Source organism: Hymenobacter sp. BRD128, assembly GCF_013256625.1.
Classification (GTDB): domain Bacteria; phylum Bacteroidota; class Bacteroidia; order Cytophagales; family Hymenobacteraceae; genus Hymenobacter.
On sequence record NZ_CP053908.1, the window covers coordinates 3,617,563 to 3,632,588 of the forward strand.

18 protein-coding genes, 1 tRNA gene and 1 pseudogene are annotated in these 15,026 nt (G+C 61.7%); 8 read left to right on the top strand and 12 right to left on the bottom strand.

The features are described from left to right. Positions 1 to 134: 134 nt before the first annotated feature. From GKZ68_RS16000 to GKZ68_RS16010, 3 genes and pseudogenes are all read left to right on the top strand, one after another. Entirely contained in the window at positions 135 to 1,766 is a 1,632-nt protein-coding gene (locus GKZ68_RS16000) for a glycoside hydrolase 43 family protein (RefSeq protein ID WP_173116520.1), read from the top strand. An 88-nt stretch (positions 1,767 to 1,854) separates the two neighbouring features. After that, positions 1,855 to 3,542, top strand: a pseudogene (locus GKZ68_RS16005) (sodium/solute symporter). Between the two features lie 73 nt (positions 3,543 to 3,615). Then, on the top strand, positions 3,616 to 3,954 hold the full coding sequence (locus GKZ68_RS16010) for a DUF3500 domain-containing protein (RefSeq protein ID WP_173116522.1): 339 nt from the start codon (positions 3,616 to 3,618) through the stop codon (positions 3,952 to 3,954). Positions 3,955 to 4,049: 95 nt separating this feature from the next. Here the strand turns inward: GKZ68_RS16010 and GKZ68_RS16015 are convergent. The 7 genes from GKZ68_RS16015 to GKZ68_RS16045 all read right to left on the bottom strand — a co-directional run bounded on the left by GKZ68_RS16015 (position 4,050) and on the right by GKZ68_RS16045 (position 7,007). After that, positions 4,050 to 4,123: transfer RNA gene (locus GKZ68_RS16015), tRNA-Asn, on the bottom strand. A 105-nt stretch (positions 4,124 to 4,228) separates the two neighbouring features. Next, on the bottom strand, positions 4,229 to 4,672 hold the full coding sequence (locus GKZ68_RS16020; RefSeq protein ID WP_173116524.1) for a hypothetical protein: 444 nt from the start codon (positions 4,670 to 4,672) through the stop codon (positions 4,229 to 4,231). A gap of 88 nt (positions 4,673 to 4,760) precedes the next feature. Further along, positions 4,761 to 5,738, bottom strand: a complete 978-nt coding sequence (gene ftsY, locus GKZ68_RS16025; protein WP_173116527.1) for a signal recognition particle-docking protein FtsY — start codon at positions 5,736 to 5,738, stop codon at positions 4,761 to 4,763. A gap of 192 nt (positions 5,739 to 5,930) precedes the next feature. After that, entirely contained in the window at positions 5,931 to 6,086 is a 156-nt protein-coding gene (locus tag GKZ68_RS16030; RefSeq protein ID WP_173116529.1) for a DUF4295 domain-containing protein, read from the bottom strand. Between the two features lie 8 nt (positions 6,087 to 6,094). Beyond that, positions 6,095 to 6,277, bottom strand: a complete 183-nt coding sequence (rpmG, locus tag GKZ68_RS16035; RefSeq protein WP_133659579.1) for a 50S ribosomal protein L33 — start codon at positions 6,275 to 6,277, stop codon at positions 6,095 to 6,097. A 210-nt stretch (positions 6,278 to 6,487) separates the two neighbouring features. Beyond that, positions 6,488 to 6,727, bottom strand: a complete 240-nt coding sequence (gene rpmB, locus GKZ68_RS16040) for a 50S ribosomal protein L28 (RefSeq protein WP_173116531.1) — start codon at positions 6,725 to 6,727, stop codon at positions 6,488 to 6,490. Between the two features lie 124 nt (positions 6,728 to 6,851). Further along, positions 6,852 to 7,007, bottom strand: coding sequence for a DUF5522 domain-containing protein (locus tag GKZ68_RS16045; protein WP_173116533.1), 156 nt, complete (start codon positions 7,005 to 7,007; stop codon positions 6,852 to 6,854). Positions 7,008 to 7,174: 167 nt separating this feature from the next. Here GKZ68_RS16045 and rocD point away from each other — a divergent pair, with 167 nt between their 5' ends. The 5 genes from rocD to GKZ68_RS16070 are packed head-to-tail and all read left to right on the top strand — an operon-like array spanning position 7,175 to position 11,215. Then, positions 7,175 to 8,377 carry an ornithine--oxo-acid transaminase gene (gene rocD / locus GKZ68_RS16050; RefSeq protein ID WP_173118492.1) on the top strand — a complete coding sequence of 401 codons (1,203 nt, stop codon included), beginning with the start codon at positions 7,175 to 7,177 and terminating at the stop codon, positions 8,375 to 8,377. Between the two features lie 12 nt (positions 8,378 to 8,389). After that, positions 8,390 to 8,920, top strand: coding sequence for a hypothetical protein (locus GKZ68_RS16055; RefSeq protein ID WP_173116535.1), 531 nt, complete (start codon positions 8,390 to 8,392; stop codon positions 8,918 to 8,920). A 56-nt stretch (positions 8,921 to 8,976) separates the two neighbouring features. Continuing rightward, positions 8,977 to 9,963, top strand: coding sequence for a porphobilinogen synthase (gene hemB / locus GKZ68_RS16060; RefSeq protein WP_173116537.1), 987 nt, complete (start codon positions 8,977 to 8,979; stop codon positions 9,961 to 9,963). A 9-nt stretch (positions 9,964 to 9,972) separates the two neighbouring features. Continuing rightward, the gene (locus GKZ68_RS16065; protein WP_254244038.1) at positions 9,973 to 10,488 is read left to right on the top strand and encodes a GNAT family N-acetyltransferase; all 516 of its coding nucleotides are present in this window, start codon (positions 9,973 to 9,975) and stop codon (positions 10,486 to 10,488) included. Between the two features lie 4 nt (positions 10,489 to 10,492). After that, positions 10,493 to 11,215, top strand: a complete 723-nt coding sequence (locus GKZ68_RS16070; RefSeq protein WP_173116539.1) for a DUF92 domain-containing protein — start codon at positions 10,493 to 10,495, stop codon at positions 11,213 to 11,215. Between the two features lie 8 nt (positions 11,216 to 11,223). Here GKZ68_RS16070 and GKZ68_RS16075 read toward each other — a convergent pair whose 3' ends face one another. The 5 genes from GKZ68_RS16075 to GKZ68_RS16095 all read right to left on the bottom strand — a co-directional run bounded on the left by GKZ68_RS16075 (position 11,224) and on the right by GKZ68_RS16095 (position 15,009). Next, positions 11,224 to 11,964, bottom strand: a complete 741-nt coding sequence (locus tag GKZ68_RS16075) for an SDR family oxidoreductase (RefSeq protein WP_173116541.1) — start codon at positions 11,962 to 11,964, stop codon at positions 11,224 to 11,226. Between the two features lie 73 nt (positions 11,965 to 12,037). Next, positions 12,038 to 12,610 carry a Crp/Fnr family transcriptional regulator gene (locus GKZ68_RS16080; RefSeq protein ID WP_173116543.1) on the bottom strand — a complete coding sequence of 191 codons (573 nt, stop codon included), beginning with the start codon at positions 12,608 to 12,610 and terminating at the stop codon, positions 12,038 to 12,040. Positions 12,611 to 12,626: 16 nt separating this feature from the next. After that, the gene (locus GKZ68_RS16085) at positions 12,627 to 14,039 is read right to left on the bottom strand and encodes an APC family permease (RefSeq protein ID WP_173116545.1); all 1,413 of its coding nucleotides are present in this window, start codon (positions 14,037 to 14,039) and stop codon (positions 12,627 to 12,629) included. Between the two features lie 75 nt (positions 14,040 to 14,114). Next, the gene (locus GKZ68_RS16090) at positions 14,115 to 14,513 is read right to left on the bottom strand and encodes a DoxX family membrane protein (protein ID WP_254244039.1); all 399 of its coding nucleotides are present in this window, start codon (positions 14,511 to 14,513) and stop codon (positions 14,115 to 14,117) included. Continuing rightward, on the bottom strand, positions 14,503 to 15,009 hold the full coding sequence (locus GKZ68_RS16095; RefSeq protein WP_173116547.1) for a phosphoheptose isomerase: 507 nt from the start codon (positions 15,007 to 15,009) through the stop codon (positions 14,503 to 14,505). Before GKZ68_RS16095 ends, GKZ68_RS16090 begins: the two co-directional genes overlap by 11 nt. Positions 15,010 to 15,026: the final 17 nt, after the last annotated feature.

A 15,026-nucleotide genomic window follows, 5' to 3' on the forward strand; every position in this document is an offset into this window, starting at 1 on the left:
AGCAACAAAGTAGGTATGCCTACAAAAATACAACGGCAGCTTACTCGCCCGCCCCAAATTAATCTTCGATTCGTGCAGCTACTGCCTGGCTTTTTCTACTTTCAGGTTTTGACTGCTGTCTTTGCCCGCCCGCTATGCGCCTGTTTGCCCTGTTTTTTGCCCTAGCCACGGCCGGCCTGGCCCTGATAGCGCCGGCCCAAACGCTGGCCCCCTGGGTGCCCGACCTGGGCAACGGCAGCTACAAAAATCCGGTTCTCTACGCCGACTACTCCGACCCCGACGTGGTGCGCGTGGGCACCGACTACTACCTCACTTCTTCCAGCTTTAATGCCGTGCCGGGCCTGCCCATTCTGCACTCCGAAGACCTGGTGAACTGGACGATAATCGGCCACGCGCTGCCCACGCAGCCGCCCGCCAGCCGCTACGACCACGTGCAGCCCGGCAACGGAGTGTGGGCGCCCGCCCTGCGGTTTCATGACAAAAAGTTTTTCCTCTACTACCCCGACCCCGACCTGGGCATTTTCGTGACCACGGCCCGGAATCCGGCCGGCCCCTGGAGCGCGCCGGTGTGCGTAAAGGCCGCCAAGGGCTGGATTGACCCCTGCCCTTTCTGGGATGAGGACGGCCGCGCCTACCTCGTGCACGCCTTCGCGGGCAGCCGAGCCGGCCTCAAGAGCGTCATTCACGTGAGCGAAATGGCGCCCGATGGCCTGAGTTTGCTAGGGGAGGACAAGCTGGTGTTTGATGGCCACGCCCACCACCCCACTATTGAGGGGCCCAAGCTGTACAAGCGCCACGGCTACTACTACATTTTTGCACCGGGCGGCGGCGTGCCGCAGGGCTGGCAGGTGGCGTTGCGCAGCAAAAATGTATTCGGGCCCTACGAAGACAAAATCGTACTAGCTCAAGGTAAAAGCCCCATCAACGGCCCGCACCAGGGCGCCTGGGTCGATACGCCCGATGGCCAGCAAGACTGGTTTCTGCATTTCCAGGACCAGGGCGCCTACGGCCGGGTGGTGCACCTCCAGCCCATGACCTGGCAAAACGACTGGCCCGTAATGGGCCTCGACGCTGATGGCGATGGCACCGGCGAGCCCGTGCTCAGCCACCGCAAGCCGGCCGTGACGGGCAAGGGGTCGGTGGTCGTGCCCGCCACCTCCGACGAGTTTGCCAGCGGCCGGCCCGGCTTGCAATGGCAGTGGCAGGCTAACCCGCAGCCGCAGTGGCTAGCCAGCGGCCCGGCGGCCGGGCCCGGCCAGCTAGCCCTGGCCGCCGGGCCCGCCCCGGCCGAGGCCCGGAACCTCTACCTCGTGCCCAACCTGCTGCTGCAAAAGCTACCCGCCGAGCAGTTCACGGCCACTACCAAGCTCAGTTTGCAAAACCTACCTCCCGGCGACCGCGCTGGCCTCGTGGTGCTGGGCTTGGACTACGCCACGCTTACCCTCACCCGCCAAGCCGACGGCCGGCTAGCCCTCGGCCAGACCGTGTGCCTCCAGGCCGATAAGGGCACCGCCGAAACTACCGTCGCCATCGCGCCGCCGCTGGCCGCCGGCCAGCCCCTCTACCTGCGCGTGGCGGTGCGGGCCGGGGCGCACTGCCAGTTTAGCTACAGCGCCGATGGGCAGCAGTTTCGGCCGCTCGGCCCCGAGTTTACGGCGCGCGAGGGCAAGTGGGTTGGGGCCAAGCTGGGGCTGTTTTGCCTGAGTGCCAGCACCAACGCGCCGCCGGGCACCGTGGCTATCGACTGGTGGCACGTGACGCCGTAGCCGCGATTTTCGGTTGCGCAATCGTTTGCATAGCCCGGCTAGCGGATATTTGCCCTACTTTCGTTTTCCATTCGTTTTTTCCCGCCCTATGCACCAGCTGGCTACGCTAGACTACATAGTCTTTTTTGTTTACTTTCTGATAGTCGCCGGCTACGGCATCTGGATTTATAACCGCAAGACGGGCCACGACGGCACCATTGAGGGCGATTCGAAAGACTACTTCCTGGCCGAAGGCTCGCTCACGTGGTGGGCCATCGGCTCCTCGCTGATTGCCTCCAACATCTCGGCCGAGCAGTTTGTGGGTATGTCGGGCTCGGGCTTCAAGATGGGGCTAGCCATCGCCACCTACGAGTGGATGGCTTCCATCACGCTCATCATCGTGGCGGTGTTCTTCATTCCGGTGTACCTCAAAAACCGGATTTTCACCATGCCGCAGTTTCTGCACCAGCGCTACAACGGCACGGTGGCCATGATTATGGCCATTTTCTGGTTGCTGCTCTACGTGGTGGTGAATTTGACGTCGATTCTCTACCTCGGCGCCATCGCCGTGAGCAGCATCGCGGGCCTGAACCTGAACTTCTGCATGTACGCGCTGGCCATCTTCGCCGTGATTATCACGCTGGGCGGCATGAAAGTAATTGGTTTTACGGACGTTATCCAGGTGTTCTTCCTCATTCTGGGGGCTTGGCCACTACCTACCTGGCGCTCACGCTGGTGGCCGAGCACAACGGTACCACCGGCATTCTCAATGGCTTCAGCATTATGAAGACGGCGGCCAACGACCACTTCCACATGATTTTCAAGCGCGATAACCCTAACTACCTCGACCTGCCGGGCCTCACGGTGCTGCTAGGGGGTATGTGGATTGTGAACCTCAACTACTGGGGCTGCAACCAGTACATCACGCAGCGCGCCCTCGGTGCCGACCTGCCCACCGCCCGCGGCGGCCTGCTGTTCGCGGCGTTCCTGAAGCTGCTGATGCCGGTTATCGTGGTTATTCCGGGCATCGCGGCCTACGTGCTTTACAAGCAGAATGTGTTTGGCGCGGGCGAGTTCGGCTCGGGGGCCGACCTCAACCCCGACCGTGCTTACCCGGTGCTGCTCAACATCCTGCCGGTGGGCCTCAAGGGTTTGTCGTTTGCCGCCCTCACGGCGGCCGTGGTGGCCTCGCTGGCCGGCAAGGCCAACTCGATTGCCACCATCTTCACGCTCGACGTTTATAAGAAGGTCATCAACCCTACTGCTTCGGAGAAGACCCTGGTAGCCACCGGCAAAATTGCCGTGGTCGTGGCCATGATTCTGGGCGTACTCATCGCCCCGCACCTGGGCATCGACAAAAAGGGTGGTTTTCAGTACATTCAGGAATACACGGGCTTCGTGTCGCCGGGTATTTTTGCCATGTTCATCCTGGGTTTCTTCTGGAAAAAAGCCACGTCGAGCGCCGCCTTATTTGCTACTATCGGTGGCTTCCTGCTGTCGGTAGTGCTCAAGTTTTTACCCACCCGCCTGGACCTCTCCTTCCTGGCACCCTTCGGCTTTGCCGTGAAGCCTGCCGGGGCTAGCGTGTATGAGATTCCGTTCCTCGACCGCATGGGCTTCGTATTCGTGTTCTGCATCATCGGCATGGTGCTCATCAGCCTCATCGAAAACGCCCGCGGCGTGAAAACTAACGGCCTCGAAATCGACTCGTCGATGTTCAAGCCGCACGCCACCTTCGTGGGTGGCGCGGTGCTGATTGTTGGCATCATCGTGGCCCTGTACTCGGTGTTTTGGTAGGCCGTTAGCTCCTGTATCTTGTTTAAAGGGCCCCTAGCTGCGCTAGGGGCCCTTTGCATTTAGCGCGGTGCCGATGGGCTGCGGTGGGCATAGGCAGGCCAATACGGGGCGGCGGCCGGACCAGCAGGCGCTCGCGCTAGCCACAATTTCCCCTTGGGTCAACGACTCGGATGATGCAACTGACGCTAGCCTACTGGCCGCTCACAGGGGCCAACTGGCGGATACCTACGTCGCCTACGCGGGCACCGGCAACTTCACTACGCAGGGCGACTACGTGCGCATCGATGACCCTGGCGTTTGGAGTGAGTTTGTGTACCAGCCCGCCATTATTTATCATGGTCAGATTCACTACCACAGCATCTGGCGCGACCATATGCGCAATTACGGTGGCAATTTCTACAGGGAGGACTAAAGCTAGCCTAACTTATCAGGCCGAACTGAATCAGAGAGTACATTAACAAAAAAGCCCTGTAAGCTAAGTGCTTACAGGGCTTTTTTCAGAAGTAGCGCCCCCTCCTGGGCTCGAACCAGGGACCCTCTGATTAACAGTCAGATGCTCTAACCGGCTGAGCTAAGGAAGCTAATCGTACCCGAAACCGGCGCTTTCGGGCTGCAAAGATAGGAAAGGTGTTTTTGAAAAAACAAGCCCTAGTCAATAATTGCCGGTTTTTTTGCAAAAAAATCTATTAATTCGTGATTGTCAGTAAACTACCGCTGAGACTGGTGCTGTACTGGCGCAGCGAGCGCGGAGCCGGGCCGCCCGTTACCTGCCCTTGAAGGCCAAACTGTGAGCCGCAGCAGCTGTCCTTAAAAAACAGGTGCGAGCTACGGTCGAGGCTGATGGTGGCGCAGCTATTGAGCGGCTGATAGGGACAGTTGCGCTCGAAGGCGCTGTACGTGGTCGCATTCTGGCGCACCACGTAGATGCCCTTCACGCCACCCTGGCCGTTGGCGCTGCCCGGCGGGATGGCCACCACGCCGTTGTCGAAGCGCAGGGCTTTATTTTGCTGGTCGAGCAGGTCAAGCTGCACGTTTACCGGCACGTTGGGGATGGTCGTAGTGGTGCTAGTAGTGGAGTTGCAGGCAGCTAGCAGCCCGCTGGCCAGCAGCCCTAGGTATAAGATGCGCATCACTTGGGATAAGTAAGAATCCTGCCAACGAACGAGAGCGCCCGGTAGTTTACCGGGCGCTCTTGCTAGGTCACTTTTTTGAAAAAGATTACTTTCTGAACAACGAGTTCACAAACGTATGCCGGTCGAAAAGCTGCAAATCCGTCATTTTCTCGCCCACTCCGATGTAGCGCACCGGAATGCTAAACTGGTCAGAGATGCCGATAACCACGCCGCCCTTGGCTGTGCCGTCGAGCTTGGTGATGGCCAGGGCCGATACCTCAGTAGCGCGGGTAAATTCCTTGGCCTGCAAAAAGGCATTCTGGCCGGTGCTGCCATCGAGCACCAGAAGCACCTCGTGCGGCGCCTCGGGAATAACTTTCTGCATCACGCGCTTAATTTTGCTGAGCTCGTTCATCAGGTTCACCTTATTGTGCAGGCGGCCGGCGGTGTCGATAATCACCACGTCGGCGCCCATCTCCACGCCCTTCAGCACAGCGTCGTAGGCCACGGCGGCGGGGTCGGTGTTCATACCGTGCGAGATGACGGGCACGCCCACCCGCTGGCCCCACACAATAAGCTGGTCCACGGCGGCGGCCCGGAAGGTATCGGCCGCACCGAGCACCACCTTCTTGCCCGCGCTGTGAAAGCGGTGGGCTAGCTTACCGATAGTCGTGGTTTTGCCCACACCATTCACGCCCACTACCATAATCACGAACGGATGGCCGGGGCTGTCGGGCCGGTCGAGGATAGCGCGCGAGCCGGTGGCGCCGGCATTGCCATCGAGCAGGCCCGCAATCTCTTCGCGCAGGATACGGTCGAGCTCATTGGTACTCACGTACTTGTCGCGGGCCACGCGCTTCTCGATGCGGTCGATGACTTTTACCGTAGTGTCGATGCCCACGTCGGCGTGCACGAGCAGTGTTTCGAGGTCGTCGAGCACGGCCTCGTCCACGGTGCTTTTTCCCACCACGGCCTTGCTGAGCTGGTCGAAGAAATTGGTTTTCGTCTTCTGCAGGCCTTCGTCGAGGGCCTGTTGCTGCTCCTTGTTTTCCTTGTCTTTCTTAAAAAAGTCGAAGAGGCCCATATGCTATTACTATAAGAACGTCATGCAGAGCGCAGCGAAGCATCTCGCGTGCAGCAGTAATTTCTAACGGCTAAAGGTTAGTGATACACGCGCGATGCTTCGCTGCGCTCCGCATGACGTTTTGGATTTACCCAAACACGAAAAAAGTCCCACGAAGGTGGGACTTTTTTGCTTCATCAGCGGCCAGGCGGCTTACTTGCCAGCCAGCACGTCTTGGACCTTATCTACGGGCACCATTTCCTCCTTAAAGGTATAGGCGCCGGTTTTCTCTGATTTTACGGCGCGAATAACTTTCGCCCAGTCTTTGCCGGTGGCGGTTTTCAGCGTTGCTACTACTTTCTTAGCCATGACGCAGGTTATTTAATTTCCTTGTGAACAGTCATTTTACGCAGAATCGGGTTGAATTTCTTCAGCTCGATACGCTCGGGGGTGTTCTTACGGTTCTTGGTGGTGATGTAGCGCGAGGTGCCCGGCATACCCGAGTTTTTATGCTCGGTGCACTCCATGATAACCTGCACCCGGTTTCCTTTCTTGGCCATCGCGACGGGAGGGGGGTTAATTTTTAATTTTAGGACTGCAAAGGTACGGTTTTTTTAGTAAACCGCAAAACCTTGTTGGTCTGCCACCTGCGGCTGAGGCTGGCCAACCTGGCAAGCACCCTAGCAGCAGGAGCGCCGGAACCGGGCTAGCCACGTGGCAAACCAGATTTCGGCGCTGTGGCAGGCCCGAAAGTTTTTTCCTTATCAGCCTTAATAAACGATAAAGCCTTGCTCCTTGGACTTCTTCAAGGTGGCCATAATGCCATTCTTGTTGATGGTGCGGATGGTCGAAGCGGCTACGCGCAGCGTTACCCAGGCGTCTTGCTCGGGGATGTAGAAGCGCTTTTTCTGCAGGTTAGGGTAGAACTTACGCTTGGTTTTGTTGTTGGCGTGCGATACGTTGTTGCCTACGCGGGTACGCTTGCCGGTCAAATCACAAACTCGGGCCATGATATCGAAGGGTTAGATGATGCTATTCCGAAACGGGCCGCAAATATCGGCAAAATTCAGTCAATTACCAAATTGACTGAGAATGAGCCCGCAGGAATTTGAAATAGCCGGTACTGGTTGCTAGCTAGACTGACTTTGGTTTCTTCCAGGGGCAATGGCGGCAGCCGCTGCCGCAGCAAGTGCCCCGGCGCCGGTGGTACTGCTCGGTGAAGACGAGGTAGCCCTCGGGCGTGTAGTAGAAGTCGCCGGGCTGAAGCGGCTGGGGCTGGGGAGCGGGCATTGTGCGAGCAAAAATACGCGGGCCAGGGCCGGGCGGGCGGCAACCACCGGCCGCCGGTAGCAGTTAAGGAGGTGTACCTTAGCCGTTGGCTAGCCGCTCGCTCCCACCCTTTCTATCACTACGCCCATGCCTACCCATGCCCCGCCACTTCGCGCGCCGAAGAGCTAATGCAGCTCGAAGACCAGTACGGTGCCCACAACTATCACCCGCTGCCCGTGGTGCTGAGCCGGGGCCGGGGCGTGCACCTGTGGGATGTGGCTGGCCGGCAGTATTTTGACTTCCTCTCGGCTTATTCGGCTGTTAACCAAGGTCATTGCCACCCGCGCATTATTGGCGCGCTCACCGAGCAGGCGCAGAAGCTCACGCTCACCTCGCGGGCTTTTTTCAACGACCGGCTAGGGGCGGCCGAGCAGCAGCTCTGCGAGCTGTTCGGCTACGATAAGGCCTTGTTAATGAACTCGGGCGCCGAGGCGGTCGAAACCGCCCTCAAGCTGGCCCGCAAGTGGGGCTACCAAGAGAAAGGCATTGCGCCCAACCAGGCGCGCATCGTGGTGGCCGAGCACAACTTCCACGGGCGCACCACGGGCATTATTTCCTTCAGCACCGATGGCGACAGCACGGGCGGCTTCGGGCCCTTCGTGCCGGGCTACCAGGTAGTACCCTACGACGACCTGGCGGCCCTGGCCGAGGCCCTGGCCGACCCGCACGTGTGCGGCTATCTGGTTGAGCCTATTCAGGGCGAGGCCGGCGTGGTGGTGCCGAGCGAGGGCTACCTGGCCGGCGCGGCGTCGCTGTGCCGCCAGCATAAGGTGCTGTTGCTCACCGATGAAATACAGACCGGGCTGGGCCGCACCGGCAAGCTGCTGGCCACCGACTACGAAGGTGTGCGCGGCGACATCCTCATCCTGGGCAAGGCCCTGAGCGGCGGCGTGCTGCCGGTGTCGGCGGTGCTGGCCAACGATGAGATTATGCTCACCATTCAGCCGGGGCAGCACGGCTCTACCTTCGGCGGCAACCCGCTGGCCTGCGCCGTGCTGCAGGCCGCGCTCGATGTGCTGCTCGACGAAAAACTGGCCGACAATGCCTTCCGGCTGGGCGAGATTTTCCGCGAAGAGATGCGCCAGGTGCAGCGCGAATGCCCCGACACGGTAGACCTGGTGCGCGGCCGGGGCCTGCTCAACGCCGTGGTTATCAACCCGAGCGCAGACGGCCGCACGGCCTGGGACGTGTGCGTGAGCCTGATGGAGCGCGGGGTATTGGCCAAGCCCACGCACGGCGATATTATCCGCTTTGCGCCGCCGCTGGTCATTACCGAAGCCGAATTGCGCGAGGCCTGCGCCCTTATTGCCGACGTTATCCGGGCTTTTTGAGTATAAGGCCTTATGAGAAAACCCTTAGTACTGGTGCCGGCTCTGCTGCTGGCGGGCTGCCACAGTCAGCAGGTGGCGTTTCAGTTTCAGCCCGCGCCGTCTACGGCGGTGGCGGTGGCCGCGCCGCCGGCCCCCAATGCGCCGCTAGCTAAGCCGCTGGCCGAGGCCAGCATTTCGCCAGTGGTAGCCGCTAGCCCTGCTAAGCCGGCCCGGCGCTTGCGCCCGCGCCACTTGGTGGCAGCCCTCAAAGCCCTGCCGCCGGCCACGCTCGCTCAGGTCGTGGCCCCTACCCTCGCCGAGCCGCCGCAGCCCCGCCACCCAAGCCGGCGGCACACTACCGAGGGCGCCGCCGAAAGCGGGCTGGGTAATATTGGCTTATTCGTCATTGGCGTGGTACTAGCTATTTTGGCGGGCCTGGCGGCACTGTTTGCCCTTATTCCGGGCGTGAGTTTCTGGGGCGGACTGGGGCTAGCAGTGGGCGCGCTGGTGGTGCTGTTTCTGCTGTATTCGCTGGTGAGTGGCGGCAAGAAGAAAAAGGCCTAGGGTACTTTTGCACCGGGCCGGGCACACAAAAGCCCCGGTCGCTTGTTCTCTTTGCTATGATTCCAACTCACCGCCCCCGCCGAAATCGTAAGTCGCAGGTAATCCGCGACATGGTGCAGGAAACACGCCTCACCGCCCACGATTTTATTTACCCGGTTTTTGTAGTCGAAGGCCAGAACCAGCGCCTCGAAGTGAAGTCGATGCCCGGCGTATACCGCTACTCGGCCGACCGTATTATCGACGAAATCGGGGCCGCCGTGGAGTTGGGTATTCACTCATTTGCGCCATTTCCGGGCCTTTCCGACGCGGTGAAAGACCCGCTGGCCCGCGAATCGACCAACATGGACGGTCTGTACCTCAAGACGGTGGCCGACATCAAGCGCCAGTTTCCGGACGTGGTAATTATGACCGACGTGGCAATGGACCCCTACTCCAGCGACGGCCACGACGGCGTAGTGAACCAGGAAACGGGCGAAATCCTAAATGATGCCTCGCTTGAAGTGCTGGGCCAGATGGCCCTGGCCCAGGCCCGCGCCGGCGCCGATATCATCGGGCCCAGCGACATGATGGACGGCCGCGTGGCCTGGATTCGGGACGTGCTCGACCGCAACGCGTTTTCGCACGTCAGCATCATGAGCTACACTGCCAAGTACGCGTCGGCCTTCTACGGGCCGTTCCGCGACGCGCTCGACTCGGCGCCCAAAAAAGGCGATAAAAAAAGCTACCAGATGAACCCCGCCAACCGCCTCGAAGCCCTGCGCGAGCTAGCCCTCGACGAAGCCGAAGGCGCTGACATGGTGATGATTAAGCCCGCCCTGAGCTACCTCGACATTATTCGGGAAGTAAAAAACAGCACCAACCTACCCGTGACGGCCTACAACGTGAGCGGCGAGTACGCCCTCATCAAAGCGGCCGCCCAGAACGGCTGGGTCGATGGCGAAAAAACCATGATGGAGGTGCTGATGAGCATCAAGCGCGCCGGCGCCGACGCCATCCTCACGTACTTCGCCAAGGACGCGGCCGCCTTGCTGCGGCGCGGCTAGCCCCCGATTATGACGCACGACCTGACTATTCGCCGCGCCACGGCGGCCGACCTGCCGGCCATTGTGGCGCTGGTGCGCGCCGTGGTGCCCCTGATGAATGCCAGCGGCAACCTGCAGTGGACCAGCGACTACCCTAACGAAGTTGTTTTTCGGCAGGACATTGAGCGCCGGCACTTGTGGGTGGCCGAGCGCCTAGGCGAAATAGAAGGCGTGGCCGCCCTCACCCAGGACCAGGACCCCGAATACGCCGATGCCGACTGGGACGCCACCGAGCCGGCCCTCGTGACGCATCGGCTGGCGGTGGCGCCCGCTGCCCAGGGCCGGGGCGTGGCCGCCGCCCTGCTGCGCCAGGCCGAGCACGAGGCTAGCCAGCTCGGCCTGCGCACGCTGCGCATCGATACCAATTCGGAGAATGTGGCCACGCAGCGGCTGTTTCCGAAGCTAGGCTACCGCTTTGCGGGTGAGATAAAGCTGGCGTTTCGACCGGGACTGCGGTTCTTTTGCTACGAGAAACGGCTAGGGTAGTGCCATGACTGACTTGCTTCGCCTCGGTCTGGTAGTGGCGCTGCTCGGCCTGGGTATGGCCTATAGCGTGCGGGCGGGCAAGCTAACCACAGCCGCCGTGTGGACGGGCGGTGGGCTGGGGGTCCTTATTTATTTGGGCAGCGGCTTTACTGGCCTGGCGCTGCTAGCTCTCTTTTTTGGCCTAGGTACTGCGGCCTCCGGCTGGCGCGTGGCCGATAAGCGCCGCTTGGGGCTAGCCGAAGAAAACCGGGGCCGCCGCACGGCCGGCCAGGTGGTAGCCAATGCTGGTGTGGCGGGCGCACTGGGCCTGTGGGCCTGGCAATGGCCACTCCACGCCCCGCTAGCTCGCCTGATGCTGGCCGGCAGCTTTGCCGCCGCCACTGCCGACACGCTGGCCTCGGAGTTGGGCAACGTGTACGGCCGCCGCTACTACAACGTCCTCACGCTGCGGCCCGATACGCGCGGCCTCAACGGCGTGGTGAGCCTGGAAGGCACCGCCCTGGGGCTAGCCGGCACCGCCGTGCTGGCGGCCGGCTACTGCCTGGGCGCGGGCTGGGGACCGGCGTTTGGGTGGCTGCTGATGGCCGGCACGGCCGGCAACCTGGCCGATTCGGTGCTGGGGGCCACGCTGGAACGGCGCGGCTACTTAGGCAACAATGCGGTCAATTTTCTTAACACACTCACGGGTGCTAGTGTAGCGGGCGCCCTAGCGCACTGGTTGCGCTAGGGCGCCCGCTACACTAGCACGCCGCCGCCATCGACCACAATGATTTGGCCCGTGCCGAAAGGCTGGCGCAGCAGGTAGAGGTAGGTTTGTGCAATGTCGGTGGCCTCGCCTACGCGACCAACCGGCAGCTGCTGAGCAAAATGGGTGTACATGGCGGCGCGCTCGCTTTCAGGTAGGGAGGCCCAAAGGTCCGTTTTGACGATACCCGGCGACACGGCATTAACCCGAATAGGAGCTAGCTCAACAGCCAACGCGCGCGTGAGCGCATCCATTGCCCCGCAAATACTAGCCCCGACGGCCCAGCCCTTGCTAGGGCGCCGACTGGCGATGCCGGTGGTGAGCACAACCGAGCCCCCCGGCCGCAGCAGGGGCTGCGCGTATTTCACGGCGGCGAGCGCGCCGAAATAGCGCAGCTCAAATGCCCGCCGTACGGCAGCCAGCTCAGTAGTGGCTAGCTCGGCTAGGAGCAGGGCGTCACCGGCCGTAAATATAAGGTGGTCAAAATCGCCGCACTGCGCGAAAAAGCCTTGCAGCTGCGCCTCATCGGTAAGGTCGAGGGCGTGGCCTTGGGCGCTGGCGGGCAGCGTCTGCAGCGCGGTGTCGATACGGGCTTGGTTGCTCGAAACAAGGAGTACCTCAGCGCCTTCAGCAGCGGCAGCCTGGGCAGTAGCCAGCCCAATGCCAGCGCTGCCGCCCAGTACTACTACGCGCTTATTGGTTAGAAATCCGGTGAGAGCTTGTGCGGTCATGACTTTGGTTAGTGGTTGTTACAAAGGTCTGGCAGCCAGTTGAAGCCGCATTTACCAAATGGTAAAAAGCCGGCTAGCGCAGGTTTTTGCGCAGGCGGCTGAGCGATTGCAAGGTGATACCCAGGTAAGAAGCCACATCGGTCAAAGACACGCGCCGGGCCACTTCGGGCTGCCGCAACAGAAACTGCTGGTAGCGCGTGGTCGAATTCTGCCCGAGGTACGCCCGGCGCATCGCGATTTTATCGAGTAGGCCCTGCTGAATAAGCTGCATCAGCAGCCCTTGCAGATACGGCAGCTGCTGGTACAGCTCCTCTAGGCGCGCCCGACTAATGGCCAGCACCCGCCCGGCACAAGCTGCCTGTATGCCTTCGGTGGCCGGCTGCTGCGTGGTAAAGCTGGCCAAAATGGTGCAAAACTGCCCCTCCTTCAAAAAAAAATGCGTCACCTGCTTACCAGTAGCCTGCGGCACCACAATCCGTACTACACCCTCTTCAATAAAAAACAACTCCCGGCACACCTGGCCGGCCACTACTAACGGCTCGCCTTCGGCTAGCGCTCGCACGGTCCACGCGGCGTCAATGAGCGAGCGGTCGGCGGCGGGAATGGGGCTAAAACGCTGTAGATACTCGATGAGGGAGGAGGACATAGCGCGGAATACCTATTTAAACCGCCCGCCGGGCTGCAAACGGCCACTTGGCCTGCCGCCGGCTCCAGAGCAGAAAAGCCAGGGTGCCGAGCGCCATCATGCCTAGGGCCGCAAATTGAAAATAGAGCTTGAAATGCAGGCCGCCCCAGCTTACCTCAGCCGGCGCGATGCCCGCAAACACGGCTAGCCACACGATAACGGCTACGATGACGGGCAGCGGGTAGAGCGGCATCTTGAAGGGCAAGGAGGCCGTGCCGCGCCGGCGGCGCAGCAGCACCAGTCCCACGGCCTGCCCCACAAACTGCACCAAGATGCGCATGGCCAGGATGGCCGAAATCACCTCCCCTAGCCGAAACAACAGGCTGAACACGAAGCCTACGCCGCCTAGCAGCAGCAGCGACACGTAGGGAAACTGCTTGGTGGGGTGCAGCTTGCCAAACACGGGCAGAAACTCGCCATCGGCCGCCGCCGCGTAGGGGATGCGTGAGTAGCCGAGCAGCACCGCGAAGAGCGACGCGAACGCCACCAGCAGTACCATGCCCGTGGCCACGGTAGCTGCCCCGTGGCCATAGAGCCGCTCCATAAATACGCTGATAATGAACTGCGACTTGTCGCCGGCGCCGGCCTGCCAGCTCTGCACCTCCTGCCACGGAATGACGGTGCCCACGCTCCAATTCAGCAATAGGTACAGCGCCGCGATGCCCAGAATACTCAGAAAAATGCTGCGCGGAATGACGCGCTCAGGCTTAATAATCTCGGCACCCAGGTGGCACACGTTGTAGTAGCCGAGGTAAGAATAAATGGTTTTGACGGCCGCCTGGCCCATCGCTACGCTCAGCAGCAGGGCGGGCAGCTTGCCCACGCCGCCGGCCGGCAGCCAGGCCACCGGGTGGTTGGGGTGGGTAAGCCCGCCGAAAATCAGCCAGCCCATAAGGCTCAGCACGCCTACCCACAGCGCCACGCCCAGCTTGCCAATGTCCTCGATGCGGCGATACAGCAACGCAATCAGTAACAGAACGACCGAGCCCGCCACCAGCTTAGGCTGCCACCACTGCGGCAGCGGCACCAAGTAGCTGAAATACTGTGCAAAACCAATAGCGCCCGAAGCCAGCACCAGTGGCGATTGAATCAGGGTTTGCCACACGTAGAGAAACGACATGTAGCGCCCCCATTTCTGCTCGCCGTAGGCCAGCTTGAGAAAGCGGTACGAGCCGCCCGCCTCGGGGTAAGCCGCACCCAGCTCGCTCCAGATGAGGCCATCGACGGCGGCCAGCGCCGCCCCCACCAGCCAGGCCAGCAAGAAGTTGGGGCCCATAAAACCCATCACGAGCGGCAGCGTGACAAACGGGCCAATGCCCACCATGTCAATCATGTTGAGGGCGGTGGCTTGCACCAGGCCCAGGCGGCGTTGCAGAGTAGGCTGCGACATGTAAAAAAGCAGTAAAGCCAAGGCAAACTGACCCCGGCACTAGCTAACAAAGCTAGCGGCGAATGGATAGCCCCGCTAGCCCCGCCGCAGGGCCGCCCGCCACACCACCCACATGAGCAGCGGCTGCAACGGCAGGCGCGCCCACAGCACCCAGGCCGGAATACCCAGCCGGCCCGCTAGCCCCGCCATGTACACATTGGCCGGAAACACGGCTACCAGCAGCGCCAGCAGGCCCCAGCCGGCGAGGCGCCGGGTGGCGGGCAGCAGCAGGCCCAGCCCGCCGGCTACCTCGGCCGCGCCGCTCAGCAGCACCAGCAGCCGGGGCGCGGGCAGCACCGGCGGCACGATGCGCAGAAACGGCTCGGGCCGCACGAAATGCAGCAGGCCCGCGCTCACGAAGAGCAGCGCCAGCCCGTAGCGCAGCCAGCGGCGACCGGCGGGCTCCCGGACCGGCGCGGCGGGGCTAGCGGCCAAAGTCGTCCTGCACCCGCACGATATCGTCTTCGTCGGAGGGGTTGGCGGCGTCGGTGTGCTGCCAGATTTCGGCGATGACGCCCCAGCCGGCCAGGCCTACCAGGCGGTGGCGCTCGCCCTGGGCCAGCACGATGCGCTCGCCGGGCTGGTACGATTTCACTTCGGTTTGCTCGTCGGTGTCGCTGATGGCCACGCCCACGGGGCCTTCCACCACCTGCCAGATTTCGGCGCGGCGGTAGTGGTACTGCCAACTCAGGCGCTGGTGCGGCGCCACGAGCAAAATCTTGGGGCTGAGCTGGCCCGCGATGCGCAGCCTGGCCACGTCGAGGCCGTTGAAATACGCGTCGGCAAACTGCTGTGCCTGGCTTTCGTCAATGACAAAAAAGCCGCCCCAGGGCCGGCTCGGGTCGTGGCGGTCTACGCGAAAGCCCTGGGCGCTGAGGCGCTCGGCAATAGTTTGAAAAAGCTGCTGTTTTTGCGGGTCGGAAGCTGGCATTGGAAAATTTGCTGGGT